General features: G+C 71.8%; 14 protein-coding genes. 3 read left to right on the top strand and 11 right to left on the bottom strand.

Annotated features, from left to right (window positions below):
* Positions 1-115 precede the first annotated feature (115 nt).
* The 5 genes from ABT354_RS00545 to ABT354_RS00525 all read right to left on the bottom strand — a co-directional run bounded on the left by ABT354_RS00545 (position 116) and on the right by ABT354_RS00525 (position 5915).
* Positions 116-1471, bottom strand: a complete 1356-nt coding sequence (locus tag ABT354_RS00545) for an FAD-binding protein (RefSeq protein WP_351486919.1) — start codon at positions 1469-1471, stop codon at positions 116-118.
* The gene (locus tag ABT354_RS00540; protein WP_351486916.1) at positions 1468-1770 is read right to left on the bottom strand and encodes a hypothetical protein; all 303 of its coding nucleotides are present in this window, start codon (positions 1768-1770) and stop codon (positions 1468-1470) included. The genes ABT354_RS00545 and ABT354_RS00540 overlap by 4 nt, the downstream gene beginning before the upstream one ends.
* A 63-nt stretch (positions 1771-1833) precedes the next feature.
* Positions 1834-2721 (bottom strand): alpha/beta fold hydrolase, encoded by an 888-nt coding sequence (locus tag ABT354_RS00535; protein WP_351486913.1) that lies wholly within the window; start codon positions 2719-2721, stop codon positions 1834-1836.
* Positions 2722-2802: 81 nt separating this feature from the next.
* A complete protein-coding gene (locus tag ABT354_RS00530; protein WP_351486911.1) occupies positions 2803-4305 on the bottom strand; it encodes an MFS transporter in 1503 nt (500 codons plus the stop codon).
* Between the two features lie 161 nt (positions 4306-4466).
* Positions 4467-5915 (bottom strand): FAD-dependent oxidoreductase, encoded by a 1449-nt coding sequence (locus tag ABT354_RS00525; RefSeq protein WP_351486909.1) that lies wholly within the window; start codon positions 5913-5915, stop codon positions 4467-4469.
* Positions 5916-6232: 317 nt separating this feature from the next.
* On the opposite strand from ABT354_RS00525, the gene ABT354_RS00520 reads away from it, so the two are divergent.
* Positions 6233-7396: an epoxide hydrolase family protein gene (locus ABT354_RS00520; RefSeq protein WP_351486906.1), complete on the top strand. Its 1164-nt coding sequence runs from the start codon at positions 6233-6235 to the stop codon at positions 7394-7396.
* Between the two features lie 218 nt (positions 7397-7614).
* Here the strand turns inward: ABT354_RS00520 and ABT354_RS00515 are convergent, their stop codons facing one another.
* Together ABT354_RS00515 and ABT354_RS00510 are read right to left on the bottom strand one after the other, a co-directional pair.
* On the bottom strand, positions 7615-8376 hold the full coding sequence (locus ABT354_RS00515; RefSeq protein ID WP_351486904.1) for an SDR family NAD(P)-dependent oxidoreductase: 762 nt from the start codon (positions 8374-8376) through the stop codon (positions 7615-7617).
* Positions 8377-8539: 163 nt separating this feature from the next.
* The gene (locus tag ABT354_RS00510) at positions 8540-8989 is read right to left on the bottom strand and encodes a VOC family protein (protein ID WP_351486902.1); all 450 of its coding nucleotides are present in this window, start codon (positions 8987-8989) and stop codon (positions 8540-8542) included.
* Between the two features lie 212 nt (positions 8990-9201).
* On the opposite strand from ABT354_RS00510, the gene ABT354_RS00505 reads away from it, so the two are divergent.
* Both ABT354_RS00505 and ABT354_RS00500 read left to right on the top strand, forming a co-directional pair.
* Positions 9202-10449 carry a cytochrome P450 family protein gene (locus ABT354_RS00505; RefSeq protein WP_351486900.1) on the top strand — a complete coding sequence of 416 codons (1248 nt, stop codon included), beginning with the start codon at positions 9202-9204 and terminating at the stop codon, positions 10447-10449.
* A 33-nt stretch (positions 10450-10482) separates the two neighbouring features.
* Positions 10483-11388 (top strand): alpha/beta fold hydrolase, encoded by a 906-nt coding sequence (locus ABT354_RS00500; protein ID WP_351486898.1) that lies wholly within the window; start codon positions 10483-10485, stop codon positions 11386-11388.
* 91 nt (positions 11389-11479) lie between these two features.
* On the opposite strand, the gene ABT354_RS00495 is transcribed toward ABT354_RS00500, so the two are convergent.
* The 4 genes from ABT354_RS00495 to ABT354_RS00480 all read right to left on the bottom strand — a co-directional run bounded on the left by ABT354_RS00495 (position 11480) and on the right by ABT354_RS00480 (position 15308).
* The gene (locus tag ABT354_RS00495) at positions 11480-11863 is read right to left on the bottom strand and encodes a VOC family protein (protein ID WP_351486895.1); all 384 of its coding nucleotides are present in this window, start codon (positions 11861-11863) and stop codon (positions 11480-11482) included.
* 93 nt (positions 11864-11956) lie between these two features.
* On the bottom strand, positions 11957-12253 hold the full coding sequence (locus tag ABT354_RS00490) for a DUF1905 domain-containing protein (RefSeq protein ID WP_351486893.1): 297 nt from the start codon (positions 12251-12253) through the stop codon (positions 11957-11959).
* 80 nt (positions 12254-12333) lie between these two features.
* The gene (locus tag ABT354_RS00485; protein WP_351486890.1) at positions 12334-13701 is read right to left on the bottom strand and encodes an aminotransferase family protein; all 1368 of its coding nucleotides are present in this window, start codon (positions 13699-13701) and stop codon (positions 12334-12336) included.
* Between the two features lie 116 nt (positions 13702-13817).
* Complete coding sequence (locus ABT354_RS00480) at positions 13818-15308, bottom strand: MFS transporter (protein ID WP_351486887.1); 1491 nt, start codon at positions 15306-15308, stop codon at positions 13818-13820.
* Between the last annotated feature and the right edge of the window lie 42 nt (positions 15309-15350).

The raw sequence follows: 15350 nt of genomic DNA, 5'->3' as shown, positions 1-15350 counted from the left end.
TCGATTCCGGCCCGGCGGGATTTCCGGGGGAATTTTTCCGGAGGGGTGCGCAGAAAAAGAATCCGGCCCGCCGGGGGTTTCCCGACGGGCCGGAGGACATCGTGACGCGGCTGTCTCAGCGCGGGCCGGCCTCCCCGGACGGCGCGGTGGAGCGGGCGGGACGGCGGGCGGGAGGACCCGCGTACCCCGCCCCGCCCAGCCGCTCCGCCTCGGCGAGCAGGTCGGCGTTCCCCCGCAGCATCGCGTCGAGCACGGCCCGCTCCCCGGGCGGCGCCGTGCGCTGGAGACCGAAGACCACGGTGATCGGGTCGCGGGCCACCGGCACCCCGGGGGCGCCGATCCGCCCCGTGGGGACCGGGTAGAGCAGCACCGAGCCGCCCGTGCCGAGGCCGGCGGCGGTCAGCCGGCGCAGGGTCGCCGCGACCACCCGTTCGGCATGGCGCCCCGGCAGCAGCACGGTGCGCCGGGGGTGCGGATCCGACTGCCAGGAACCGGCGGCGCGCAGCCGTTCCTCCAGAGGGGCGAGCCGGTGCAGAAACTCCGCGAGGGGCGTGGTGGCGCTCTCCGCCGTACCGGGCTCATACGCGAGATCGCCGAGCAGGGCACCGTCGTCGGGCGGGTGCGGGGGGTCGAAGGCGGTCATGGCCTCCAGGACGAAGGCCCACTCCCCGTCCCCGCTCCCGGGGAGAACCCCCGGGAAGGCCTGGCCGAGGACATGGCCGAAGCGGCCGTCGCCGATGAGCCGCCGCTGGTCGGCGAGGAAGACACCGAGGTCGCGGTAGACCAGCCGGTGGACCCGGGCCAGGGCCGGGGCACGGGTCAGGGCGAGGGTGGCGCGGACGATCACCCCGTACCGCCCCTGACTGCCGCGCACCGCGTCGAAGAGGGCGGTGTTCCGGGTGGGTGAGCAGCGGGTCAGCGATCCGTCGGGGGTGACGACATCGAGCGCATCGACATGGTCGGCCTGGGAGCCGTACCGGTGGCTGGTACCGCCGAACCCTCCGGCGGAGAGGGTGCCGCCGACGGACAGCTCCAGATAGTCGGGGAGGACGGGGGGCATCAGCCGGTGCGCCAGGGTGGTGGAGACCACCGCGCTCCACCGGGCCCCGGCCGCCGCGGTGACCCGGTCGCCCGCGACGGGGCCGACGGTGGCGAGCGAGGTCAGATCGAGCACGATGCCGTCCGGGGCCTGGGCCTGGCCGTCGACCGACTTCCCGGCGCCCCGGGGCACCACCGGGATGCCGCAGACATCTCCGAAGCGGACCACGGCGGCGACATCGGCCGCGTCCGCCGGCCGGACCACGGCGAGCGGGCGGTGGTGGATCCGGTTGCCGAAGTCCCCCGCCACGGCGATGAGATCGGCGTCGGCGGTACTGAGCGTGCCACGCAGCTCGGGCAGCGGCACGACGCCCGGGCCGGGCGCGCTCGCCCAGGCCCGGGTCGCGGGGCGCAGTCCGATCGGTCCGATCACGAACCGAATCCCCAGGCACCGACCACCGTGGCTGCTCCGGCCTCGGCGGGTCCCGCCGCCCGCTCGCCGAATCCCTTCTGGAATTCCTGGAAGGCGGTGAGATCGGTGAGGGGTGCGGCACCCTCCTCAAGGACCGCGATATGGACGAAGCTCACCCCGTCGGCAAGCCGCAGCGAGGTGTAGCGCACCCCTTCGGGATTCTTCCGGGCCAATTCGGCGAAGACCTTCTCCACGAGTTCCTGATTCGCGTCGGCGGTCTCCGGGCGCATGGTGTAGCGGACAACGAATGTCGTGGCCATGTTTCTCTCCGTTCGCCTCCGGCCGGGGCGGCGGTTCCGCCCGGCCGGAAAGCAGTTCAGACATCAGGTCGGGACAGCGGGCCGGGACAGCAGGAAATCCCTCAGCAGCGGGGCCACGGCCTCCTGCGGGAGGACATGGCCCTCGCCGGGGATACGGGTGTAGCGGGCCCGGGGGATCTCCCGGGCCAGGGTGGTGCAGGAGTCCTGGATCCACCGGGGGCTGCGGGTGCCGCCCAGGATCAGGACGGGGGCGGTGATCCGGGGCAGGATGTCGTGCGGGAGCGCGCCGTGCCGCTCACCGATGAGGCCGTCGTGGACCAGGGTCGGCGCCAGCTCCTGGAAGACCGGCCATGCCCGGTGCGCCCTGAGCCGTACGATCACGTCCTCGTCGAAGCGGACGGACTCCCGCCAGAAGAGGGTCACCGCCTCGGCCCTGCGGCCCTGGGCGATGAGCCGCCGCAGCCGGTCCAGATAGCCGTCCGGGTTGGGCGGGGCGCCGAACGGCGGCTCGTAGAGGACGAGTCCGGCCGATGGCACGCCCTGGGCGGCGGTACGGACGGCGATGATCCCGCCGGTGCAGTTGGCGAAGACGGCGGCCGGGCCGCCGGCGGCGCGGAGCACGGCGGCCAGGTCCTCGGTCTCCCGGTCGATGGAGTAGCGCCCGGGGCTCCGGTCGCCGCTGTCGCCGCGCCCCCGGCGGTCATAGGTGACCACGGTGAAGCGCGCGGCGAGCGCGGCGGTGAGCCGGTCGAACATCCGCCGGTCGCCGAGGCCGCCCGCGACCAGGACGACCGGGGGGCCCTCACCGGTCCGTTCGCAGGCCAGCGGGGTGCCGTCGGACGAACGGACCATCAGGGACCGGGGCACCGACCCGCTGCCCGCCTCGACCGCCGCCCCGTTTCCCGGCTCGACCGCCGCCTCGACCGTCGCCTTGTCCACCGGGTCGGTCACCGGATGTCTCCCTTCCTGTCTCCTCGTACCGCTTCCGTGGCTCCGGGCATCGGGGATCGGGCGCCGGGGCCCTGGGCGGGTTCAGCGGACGAGCGGCAGATCCCGTTCCCGGCCCGGGGCTCCGGAGTCCGGGGGCACCGCCGCGCCGGGTCCGGGGCGCCGCAGCAGCGCGGCGGCGAGCACCATCCCGACCACCGCGAAGACCGCGCAGGCCGTGAACGCGGCCCGCAGTCCCGCCGTCGTGCCCTCGGGGCCGGGCCCGGTGGAGTACGTGGTCGCCACCGAGGTGACGATGGCGATGCCCAGCGCACCGCCGACCTGGAGGGCGGCGACGGTGAGCCCGGAGGCGACCCCGCTGGCCCGCTCGGGGACCCGGGCGAGCGCGGCCACCGACGCCGCCGCCGTACCGGCGCCCAGACCGGGCCCGAAGACCACCAGACCCCAGAGGATGTCGGGGACGTACTCGCCGTCGACCGGGACCCGGGAGAGCAGCAGCGCACCGGCACAGAGCAGGACCAGGCCCGCGCCGACCACCGGCCGGAAGCCGATCCGGGTGACCACGGACTGGCCCGCGTACGCCCCGACGAAGGCGAGGAACGGCATCACGGACTGGAGCAGGCCGAATTCGAGCGGGCCGTGCCCGAGGACGACCTGTCCGTAGAGGGAGATGGTGACGGAGAGACCGAAGGCGGCCATGCCCATGGTGAGGGTGACGAGATTGCCCCCGGCGAGCGTCCCCCGGCGCAGCAGGTCCGGCGGGAGCAGCGGTGAGGACGATCTCCGCTCGATGGCGACGAAGAGGGCGGCGAGTACGGCGAAGGCGGCGAGCAGGGCCAGGGTGCGGGGCCCGGTCCAGCCGTTCACGGAGGCCCTGGTGACCGCGAGGATGACGACGACCAGGGCGAGCGTGCTGGTCAGGGCACCACTGATGTTGTACGGGCCCTGGTGGTCCCGGCTCCGGCCCCGGCTCTCGGCGAGGAGCAGCGGGGCGAGGACCAGGACCAGCAGGCCGATGGGCACATTGACGAAGAAGACCCACTGCCAGCCGAGGTGTTCGGTGAGCAGACCGCCCACCAGCAGCCCGGCGGTGGCGCCGATGCCGCCGATGCCCGCCCATCCCGCGAGCGCGGTGTTGCGGTCCCGGCCCTCGGGGAAGGTGTTCAGCAGGATCGACAGGGCGGTGGGGACCATCAGCGCGGCCGACACCCCGCTGAGGACCCGTGCGCCGATGATGACCGGGCCGTTGGGGGCGAAGCCGCAGATCACCGAGGAGAGGATGAAGACGGCGGTCCCGACGAGGAAGACCCGGCGGCGGCCGAGCCGGTCGGCGGTCCGCCCGCCCAGCAGCAGCAGTCCGCCGAAGGTGATCAGTTTGGCGCTGAGGATCCACTGCGCGTCCCCGGCGGACATGCCGAGGTCGCCGGAGAGCTGGGGCAGGGCGAGGATGACGCTCTGCGAGTCCAGCAGGACCGCGAAGTTGGCGGCGCAGAGCAGGACCAGCGCCGCCCATCGGTGACGGGTGCGGGCGGGTGCGGGGACGGCGGCAGCGCGCGGCTGTCCGCCGTCCGGCCGGAGGTGGGACACGGGTCTCCTCGTCCAGGGTGAGGGAAGGGGTCGCACGGGGCTGACACGGCGGGCCGCCGGTCGAAGGCGGGTGAGGCCGGCCTCCCGGTCGGCGGGGCTGCCGGTCGGGAGGCCGGTCGGGAGGCCGGTCCGGAGGCCGGTCCGGAGGCCGGTCGGGAGGGCTAACCCGCCGTGGGCGGCGGGCCGGAGGAGGGCGCCGGGGCACGGTCCGCCGGGCCGGACGCGGTACGGGACCCGGTGCCGAGGAGGACCCGGCGCATCATCGACGGCGTCATCAGACTCTGCGGCGGGTCCACCAACGAGATCGTGCGGATGAAGCTCCGCGCCACCACGGCGTCATGGGCCGCCGCGGCCTGCACCTTCGTGACATAGAGATTGGCCATCCGGGTCGCCAGGGTCCGGCGCCCCCGTACCCCCGGATACCCCAGATCCGCCGCGGCCGACATGCTCCACGGCGCGTCGGTGACCTTGGCCAGGTCGCGGAAGTAGGCGTCCGCGCGCGGCTCGCGCCCCTCGGCCACATGGCGCCGCAGCACGGTCGCCCCCATCGCGGCCACGGTCATCCCCTGGGCGTACACGGGGTTGAAGATGCAGGCGGCGTCGCCGATGACGAGATAGCCGGCGGGGAAGCGCCGCAGCCGCTCGTACCGGTGCCGCACACTCGCCGGGAAGCGGAAACTGCCCGCCGGGCCGCGCTGTTCGGCGTCCCGGACGGCCTGGTGGATATCGGGGATCGGCAGCGTCCTGGCGTAGTCGAGGAAGCCCTCGCGGTCGGTGGGCGCGCGGTCGCCGCGTATCCCCGTCAGGGTGAGCGCGTACCGGTCCGCCAGCCGGGCGAAGATGGCCCCGCGCGGCCGGGCCGGTGTCGCGGTCGGCACCAGCGCGATGTCGTCACCGAGGGGATCGTGCGGCAGCGGTCCGGTGAAGTCCATGGTGGTGTACGTCAGGTCCATGTGGACCTTCTCCTCGGGAGCCCGTTCATAGCCCAGCTCCTCCAGCCAGCGGGGGGTGCGCGAGGCCCGCCCCGTGGCGTCCACGACGAGGTCCGCGTGGATGATCTCCGCCGCGCCGGGACCGGAGACCGCGCCCGGCCCGGGGTCAGTGCCCCGCCCGGGGTCCGCGCCGTCCCGGGGCTGTACCCGGACACCGGTGATCCTGGCGTTGTCCCCGGTGGCCACCAGCCCGACGATGTCGGTCCGCTCCCGCAGGGTCACCCCGGGGATCCCGGTCACCCGGGTGCGGATCTGGTGCTCCAGGACCGGGCGGTTGGCACCCACACAGGCCATCCCGGTCTCGGCCTCGGCGAACATCCGGCCGTTGAAGTAGTAGTGGCAGGTGGTCCCGTAGTCGCCCACCGGCACGCCGAGGGCGAGCAGATCGTCCACAAAGCCGGGGAACAGCTCCTCAAGGATCTGCCGGCCCCGTTCGAGCAGGGCGTGGATATGGACGGACCAGGGGACCGCCGGTCGGGGGTCCATGCCCGAGCCGGTGAGGTCGTCCCGGTCGATGACGGTGACCCGGTGGTAGGAGTCGGAGAGCACACGCGCGGCGAGAAGGCCGCCGATGCTGCCCCCGAGCACGACGGCGTGATCGCCGGTCTTGGTTCCCATGGAGGTGCGCCTCCCCTGGTGGGACGGGTGAGCGGTCGCCGGAAACGCTAGCGGCGGGCCCCGGGAGTCTCTTCTCCCACGTTGCGAAGTAGCGGGCGCGCCGGGCGGGTCCACCGGTGGTACGGCGGCGGCTTCTCCTGTCGTGCTCCAATCACGCACGACGGTATGCCGCCGGAGCGGGGGCTTGTAGCGTCCGCGATGGACGACAGGGGCGGGGCCCGCTCTCCACACGCGCCCGGGTCTCCCGTCCCTTCCCCCGTGGCGGATTCCTCCACGACCGACGCGGAGTTGCAGAGTTGCAGAGATGAGGAGCAGTCATGCGTCCGTTCCATGTCCGCGTTCCCCAGGAAGACCTGGACGACCTCCGCGCGCGGCTCCGTGCCACCCGCTGGCCGGCGAGGATGCCCGACACCGGCTGGAGCAGGGGCGCGCCGCAGTCCTATCTCCAGGAGCTGGCGGCGTACTGGCGCGACGGCTTCGACTGGCGGGCCACCGAGGCCAGGATCAATGCCTTTCCGCAGTTCATGACCACCATCGACGGCGCGGACATCCACTTTCTGCATGTGCGTTCGCCCGAGCCGGACGCCGTCGCCCTGCTGCTCACCCATGGCTGGCCCGGCTCGTTCATCGAGTTCCTGGAGGTGATCGGCCCGCTGACCGACCCCCGGGCGCACGGCGGTGACCCGGCGGACGCCTTCCATGTCGTCGTCCCGTCGCTGCCGGGCTTCGGCTTCTCCGGGCCGATCACCGAGCACGGCTGGGCCCTCCCCCGGGTGGCGTCGCTGTGGGCCGGGCTGATGGCCTCACTGGGGTACGAGCGGTACCTCCCGCAGGGCGGTGACCTCGGGGCCTCGGTGTCGATCATCCTCGGGGCCATGGACACCGAGCATGTCCTGGGCACCCAGGTCAACTTCCTCTTCGCGGCCCCGTCCGGCGACCCGGCGGAGCCGGCCGATCTGGACGCGGCGGAGCTGGGCAGGCTCCAGCGGCTGGGGACCTTCGTCGACGAGGGCTCCGGCTATATGAAGCTGCTGGCGACCCGGCCGCAGACGGTGGGGTACGGGATGACGGACTCTCCCGTCTCCCAGCTGGCGTGGAGCGTGGAGAAGTTCTACGAGTGGAGCGACTCGGAGAAGAGTCCCGAGGACGCCATCGACCGTGACACGCTGCTGTCCCATGTGTCGCTGTACTGGCTGACCGGCACCGGTGCCTCGTCCGCCCATCTCTACGCGGACAACGCCCCGTTCCTGCCGATCACCTCCGCTCCCCCGCCGCCGCTGCCCGGCGTGCCGGGGCCGCTGGGGGTGACGGTGTATCCCGCGGATCTGGCGCAGCCGGTGCGACGGCTGGCGGAGAGCAGGAATCCCCGGATCGTCCGGTGGACGGAGGCGCCGCGCGGCGGTCACTTCGCCGCCATGGAGCAGCCGGACCTGTTCGTCTCGGAACTGCGGGAGTTCCGCCGGGCGGCCGAGGGCCGGTGAGGTACGGGGGTGCCGCCCCGCCGGGATCACAGCGGCACGCCCCACCCGCCCCCCACCGGTGTCGCCCACCGGTGTCGCCCCGACGGCGCGGGCACGGCCGAAGGGCCCATGGACAAGGCCCGTGGACAAAGGGCCCGTGGATCCGGAGACGGACCACGGGCCCTTCGGCGCCCGCTCGGGACCCGCCCGGGACCCGCGCGGGACCGCCCGGGGCTCCCTCAGCGGAAGATGCGCTCCATCACCCGGCGGGAGACCGGGCGCGGGGCGAGGTCGAGCGCCGTGGTCATCAGCCGGGTGACGGTGCCGGGCACGGTCACCGTCCGGCCGGCGTCCCAGGCCCGCATCGCCCCCGCCACCACCTCGGCGGTGGTGGTGTGGCCGGGGGTCTTCTCCACCTTGTCACCGAGCCCGGCGACCTCGCTGAACTCCGAGACGGTCGGCCCGGGGCAGAGGGCCATCGCCCGCACCCCGGTCCCCGCCAGCTCGGTGGCGAGCGCCTCGGCGAAGGAGAGCAGGAACGCCTTGCTCGCCCCGTAGGCGGCGAGATACGGCGTGGTGACGAAGCCCAGGGTCGAGGCGACCACGATCACCCCGCCGGAGCCGCGCGCCACCATCCGCGGCACCACCCGGGCGGTGAGGTCGACACCGGAGAGGACATTGAGCCGCAGCATGTCGAGGGTGTCGGCGCGGTCCGCGTCGACGAACCGGCCGTGCAGCCCGCGCCCGGCGTTGCAGACCAGCAGATCGGCGCCGCCCAGCTCCTCGGCGCGCTCGGCGACGGCGGCGTTGGCGCCGTCGGCGGTGAGGTCACGGACCTCGGGGATCACCAGGCCGCCGGTCTCCGCCGCCAGCGCGGCGAGCCGGTCGGCCCGCCGGGCCACGGCCAGGACCCGGTGTCCCCGGGCCGCCAGGACCCGGGTGAACTCCGCGCCGATACCGGAGGATGCCCCGGTGACTACGGCCAGGGGTATGTCGGACATGGTCGCTCCAGAGTGCTCCGAAGGGGTGGTGCCGGGGCCGCCCCCCGCTCCGCGCCGGCCGGGGCGACCGGGCCACGGGGACGAGGGGCGGGCGCTGGTGCTGGTGCTGGTGCTGGTGTGCTCGTGGTCTCGCCGGCGCTGGTGTGCCGGCGCTGTGACCGGGTCAGCCCGCGATGTGCATGACCTCCAGGGCGACCCCGTCGGGGTCGCTGAAGGTGAACAGGGCGAACGCGATGGGCTCCTGATGGACGCGCACCTCGCTGCACTCCACCTTGAGGGAGACCAGATGGGCCCGCCAGCTCTCCAGCTCTTCCAGGCTTCCGGCGGCGAAGGTGAGATGGTCCAGGCCGGTGCGGTGCGGGGCGAACTCCTCCCCCGTGCCGCTCTCGTGCTGGGTCAGTCCCAGATAGACACCGGTGCCGGGGCGCATCAGACCCGCCGTGCGCCCGCCGTCGAACCGCTCCTTCATCCACTGGACCATGCCGAGCTTCTCCTCGTACCAGCGGACACTGCGCTCCAGGTCGCTGACGGTGACCCCGACATGGTGCAGGGCCGCGAGTCCCTCGGGGGTGGGGGCCGGCGGGGCGGTGGGCGGGGTCAGGACGAATTCCATGGCGATCTCCTCGGATGGCGGGAGACTCGAAAGTACGCCGGGCGGCCCGGGGCTTTCTTCTTCCTGCTTGCGGGGATCCTCACGGTGTTTTCGCGGGGCCGGGAATCATGGCAATCAGAAAGAAGTCGGCCACCGGTGCGGGAAATAGCATGAAGTCATCGATGAAATCGAATTCTCGCCACCACCATGGACCCCGCTGGAGGTCGTGTCTCATGTCAGACGCTGTTTGCCCCTACCGGCTCGACCCGCAAGGCCTCGATACACACGGTGAGACCACCCGGCTGCGCGAGCAGGGCCCGATCGCACGGGTCGAACTCCAGGACGGTGTGCTCGCGTGGTCGGTGCACGACTACGAGGTCACCAAGGAGATCATGGGGAACGAGGAGCTGTTCTCCAAGAACCCCCGCCGCAACTGGCCCGCGTACATGAACGGGGAGATCTCCAACGGCTGGCCGCTGATCACCTGGGCGGCGATGGACACCATGGCCACCCAGGACGGCACCGACCACGCACGTCTGCGCAAGCTGCTGCTGAAGGCGTTCACCCAGCGCCGGGTCGAGGCGATGAAGCCCTATATCGAGGCCACGGTGAAGGAGCTGCTGGACGGTCTGGCGGCCGCCGGCCCCGATGAGGTCGTGGATCTGAAGGGCCGCTTCCATATGGAGCTGCCGACCCGGCTGATGTGCGATCTGTTCGGGGTTCCGGAGGACGCCCGCGCGGGGGTGCTGGAGGGCGGCCACAAGAACATCGACACCCGGATCACCGCCGAGGTCGCCTCGGCCAACCTCGACCAGTGGCAGATAGCCATCGGCAATCTGGTCCAGTACAAGCGGGACAACCCGGGTGACGACCTGACGACCGGGATGATCGCGGCGCAGGACGAGGACGGCTCCCGGCTCAGCGACTCGGAGATGATCGGCACCCTCCATCTGCTGCTGGGCGCCGGCTCCGAGACGCTGGTCAACGCGCTCGCCCATGCCTCCGTCGCCCTGATGAGCGACCGTGCCCTGCTGGCCAGGGTCAAGTCCGGGGAGGTCCCCTGGGAGAACATCTTCGAGGAGACCCTGCGGGTGGAGTCGCCCGTCGCGCATCTGCCGTTCCGCTTCGCCACCCGGGATGTGGAGATCGGCGGGGTACGGATGCGGCGGGGCGATGTCGTGCTGGTGGACTTCGCCGGCGTCGGCCGGGACCCGGCGATCCACGGGGCGGACGCGCACACCTTCGACGCGCTGCGCGAGGACAAGACCCATCTGTCGTTCGGCTTCGGCGTGCACTACTGCCTGGGCGCACGGCTGGCGAAGAGTGCCTGGATGATCGGCATCCCCGCCCTCTTCGAGCGCTTCCCCGACCTGGAGCTGGCGGTCGACCGGGACAAGCTGGTGGGGCAGGGCAGTTTCGTGGTCAACGGTCACGAGACCGTACCCGTACATCTCCACGGCAAGCCCGCCCTGGTGGCCTGAGCAGACACGGACGACAGGAGCGAGGGACGGAGCATGGTGGAACCAGCACCCGCGACGAGCGGCACAGTGGACATCTCCCCGGCCGGGGAGGACGGCGCGGAAGGCGGCGGCATCCTCGGCGATCTCGACGCGGACTACGGTGACGCGCGCGACTGTCCGATGGAGACGGCGGTGTCGGCGGACGGCACCGTCATCGCGTACGAGCGGTACGGAAGCGGCCCGCCCGTGGTGGTGATCGGCGGAGGGCTCAACGACCGGGCCATGTTCACCCCGCTCTCGACCATCATGTCCGAGCGTTTCACGGTGTACACCTATGACCGCCGGGGCAGGGGCGACAGCGGTGAGGGTGACCCGGGGCGCTGGACGATCGACCGGGAGATCGAGGACCTGGCCGCGATCCTGGACGCGGTGGGCGAGCCGAGCCATGTCTTCGCCAACTGCACCGGCGGCATGATCGCCGTACTGGCCGCGGCCGGCGGTCTGCCGATGCTCCGCCTCGGCCTGTACGAGCCTCCGTACTGGTCCTCACCGACCACGGCGGAGCAGGTCTCCACGCTGCGGCGGCTCATCGACGAGGACCGCCGCGAGGAGGTGGTCACCCTCTTCTCCCGGGACATCGTGGGGTTCCTGGACGACGAGTCGATCGAGAAGTTCAAGACCCACCCGGCCTGGGCGGCCTTCCAGACCATGACCCGGTCCACCTACTACGACGCCCTGATCAACCGGGACCATCTGGCGCTCCCCTATGACGCGCTGCACCGCATCGGGGTGCCCACCCTGGTGATGCGGGGCGACGAGGGCCAGCGGGTGATCCATGACGCGTGCGCCCGGATCGCCGAGGAGGTGCCCGGGGCCGAGCTGGTGACGATGCACGGCTATGACCACCTCTTCGACCAGAAGGCGGGGGCGCCGCTGCTGATGGAGTTCTTCGCCCGGTGACACCCGGGGGCTCGCACCCCTCAAGAAACGGCCTTCAGGACCCTGGCCGGGTCCTGAAGGCCGTTGCCGTGCGTCTCGGAAAGTCAGTGCCTCAGGGGCTCATCACGCCGATGGTGTTGCCGTCCGGGTCGGAGAACGCGGCGATCCGGCCGTCCGGGGTGGACTGGGGCTCCATCACCCGCTTGCCGCCCAGCTCCACGGCGTGCGCCAGCGCCGCGTCCACATCCGGGACGGGGAAGTAGACGACGACCCCGACATACGGGCTGTCGGGACCCGCCTGGCCGATACCGCCCGCGGGCGGGGCGCCCTCGGCGCCCACCACGGAGTAGGTCTCGTCCAGGACATGCACCGACCAGCCGAACATCTTCTGGTAGAAGGCACGCGCCCGCGCGGAATCCGGAGTGGAAATGTCGAACCAGCCGGGAGTGGGATCCCCGACCGTCGCCCCATTGTCGTTCTGTGTTGCGTCAGCCATGGTGGGAAACTACCGCCTTCCAAAGTGAATTGCCAAGGTGGGAACGGCCATTCGGGGAGTTCGCCCGACCGCTCCCCGGTGAATCGAGAACGTTTAGCTCAGACGCTTCTGGAGCTGCACGGTGACCTTGTCCCCCTGGTCCTTTCCGAGGGATTTGCGCAGGGCTGCCCGGAGCGGGAGCATATGCGTTCCGTCCCCCATCGGGAGCATGGTCGCCTGGAATTCCTTGCCGTCGGCCAGACCGGAGACCTTGACGGCCTTCCGGGTGCCGAAGAAATCACCGGAGCCGGGCATGATCACACAGATCCAGCCGCTGGTGTTCTCCTTGATGATGTCCGCCGTGAAGGTGGTGTCGATGTCCTGCGGGGGGTTCTTCGCCGCGGCTGCCATGACGTTTCTCCTTGCTCTTCCGATCGGTGTCTCTTCGAATGGTCCTGCGGGGCGGGACGCCGCCGGGTGCCGCCGGCCGGTCAGCCCGCGTCGCCGGCGACCGCCTCGACGGCGGCCGTCAGCGCGCCGGCCAGCCGGGCCGTCTCAGTCTCGGTGATGATCAGCGGCGGGGCCAGAAGGATGTTCCGGCCGGTGCGCCGTACCAGGATCCCGTCCTGCCGCATACGGGCCCGGATCCGCGCGGCGCGCCGGGAGCCGTCCGTCTCCAGGGCGATCAGCAGCCCTCTCCCGCGCACCTCGCGGAGGTGCGGCAGCGGGCGGACGGCCTCAAGCGCGGTGAACAGCTGGGCCTCCCGGGCGCGGACATTGGCGAGCACCCGCTCCTTCTCGATGACGTCGATCACCGCCAGGCCCGCGGCGCAGGCGGCGGCGTGGCCGGAGTGGGTGTGGCCGTGGACGAACCCGGCCCGCTCCTTGTTCCGGTCGAAGACATCGAAGATGTGCTGGGTGGTGGTGACCGCGGCGAGGGACATATATCCGGCGGCGAGTCCCTTGCTGGTGGCCAGGATGTCCGGCTCGGCCCCGGAGTGCTGGTAGCCGAACATCAGCCCCGTACGGCCGAATCCGGTGGTGACCTCGTCGAGGATCAGCAGCACACCGTGGCGGTCGCACAGGGCGCGCACCGCCCGCAGATAGGCGTCGGACGCCACCTGGGCGCCCCGGGCCTGGACCGGTTCGAGGACGACGGCGGCGGTACGGGACCCGTGTTCGGCGAGGAACTCACGCAGGGCGTCCGCGCCATCGGCGGCGGGGTCGGGGCCGGGACCGGGGTCGGCGGGGTGACCGCCGGACCCTTCCGCATGGCCCGGCCCCTCCGTACGGCCCGGTCCGGGCACGGTCACAAAGCCGCCCGGGGCGACCTCAGGCGCGACCGGCGTCGCCGCGGGCGAGCAGGCGGCCGCCGCCATCGTGGCCCCGTGGTAGGACGTGTCCAGCGAGACGATGAGGGTACGTCCGGTGTCCTCACGGACGGCATGGTAGAAGCGGGCGATCCGGACACAGGTCTCGATCGCCTCGGAGCCGCTGTTGCAGAAGAAGGTCCGGGTCAGCCGGGGTCCGGTGAGTCCCGCGATCCGCTGGGCCAGCCGGATCGCGGGGACATTGGCCCCCTCGCCCATGTCATAGGTCATCAGCTGCGCCAGCTGGGCGCTGATCGCGTCGGTGACGGCCCGGCAGCCGTATCCCAGGGTGGCGTTGAGCCCGGAGGACTTGGCGTCGAGATAGGTGCGGCCGTCCGCGTCCCGGACCTCGCAGCCCTCGCCCGCGACCGCGACCAGGGTGTCGGGGCTGACCCGGCTCGGCGACCAGGGGTGCCACAGATAGTCGGCGTCGACGGAGAGGAGTTCGGTCTGGTTGGGCGCGGCACGGACGATGGGGGCGACGGTCATCGCGGTCAGCCTTTCCGTTCGACGGACGGGGCCGCCGGGAGGCGCCCGGCCTCCCGGCGGATCGTTCCGGCGGGGTTCTCCCCTCCAGGTCAGCCGGTGGGGTTCGCCCCTCCGGGTCAGCCGGTGCGGGCGACGCTCTCGGCCATGGGGTCACGCAGCTTGGTGTCGACCCGCTCCACCAGGGCGAGCAGCAGGAGTCCGCCGATGACCATCAGGGCGCCGCCGACCCGGAAGGCCAGGGCGTACCCCTCGGTGGTGGCAACATCGGCGTCGACACCGCGCCCGATCGCGTCCTCGGTGTCCCGGATCGCCAGGGTCACCAGGACGGCGACACCGAGGGCGCCACCGATCTGCTGCATGGTGGTCTGCACCCCGGAGGCGAGGCTGGAGTCCTGGACGGTGACCCCGTGGAGCGCGGCGTTGGTGGCGGCGGGCATGGTGACACCCGCGAAGAGACCGAAGACGAGCATCCCCGGCATGATGCCGCCCCAGTAGGAGCTGTCCACGTCGATCATGCTGGTGAGGAAGAGGCCCACGCCCGCGCCGATGTAGCCGACCGAGGTGACCACCCGGATGCCCAGTTGTGGGATGAGCGCGGTGCCCAGTCCGATACCGGTGCCGATGCCGACGCTCAGCGGCAACCAGGCCAATCCGCTGACCAGCGGGGAGTAGTCCAGCACCCGCTGCTCGAACAGGGTGAGCATAAAGGTGTAGGAGATGAACGCGGCCATGAAGAACAGCGTGGTGAAGTTGACGACGGAGCGGGTGCGGTTGGCGAAGAAGCTCAGCGGTACGAGGGGGTCGGACACCTTCCGTTCCACCAGGATCATCACCACGAGCAGCGCCAGACCGGCGGCGAGCGGGGCGAGCACCTTCGCGGAGCCCCAGGGGTGATCGGCCGCCTGGAGGAGTCCGTAGACGACGCCGACGAGGCCCAGGGTCAGGGTGATCGCACCCACGATGTCGAGGCTCTGGCCCTTCTCGCGCACCATCTTGCTCTCGGTGACCAGGCGCGGGATCAGGAACATCACCACGAGGGCGACCGGCAGATTGATGAAGAAGATCCAGCGCCAGGAGGCCAGATCAGTCAGGACTCCGGAGATGACATAGCCCAGGGTGCCGCCGAGTCCGATGATCCCGCCCCAGATGCCGAGCGCCTTGGTGCGCTCCTTGGGGTCGGTGAAGAGCAGGGCGATCAGGCCGAGGGACGCGGGGGCGGCGAGCGCCTCGGACGCGCCCTGGCCGAACCGGCCGAGCACCATCATCCAGGGGTCGACCGCGGCACCGGAGACGGCGGAGGAGAGCGTGAAGAGGACCACCCCGCACATCAGCAGACGCCGCCGCCCGAAGACGTCCGCCAGCCGTCCGCCGAGCATCAACAGACCGCCCGCGGCGAGGACATAGCCGTTGACGACCCAGGCGAGGCCCGACGGTGAGAAGTCGAGTCCGTCCTGGATCCTGGGCAGGGCCACATTCACGACGGTCATATCCAGCAGGATCATGAACTGAAGGCTCGACAGCAGGGCGAGCACCAGCCACCGCCGGGGGTCCGGCTCGGTCCGCGGGACCTCGGCACCTTCCGACGTACCCGAATCCACCGTGGTCACGGGGTTTCTCCCTTCGTCATCGATGGCGCACACGCGCCGGAT

It is taken from the genome of Streptomyces sp. NPDC000594, assembly GCF_040299965.1.
Classification (GTDB): Bacteria; Actinomycetota; Actinomycetes; order Streptomycetales; family Streptomycetaceae; genus Streptomyces.
The sequence above is the reverse complement of the archived record's forward strand: the minus strand, read 5'-3'. Positions and strand labels throughout refer to the sequence as shown.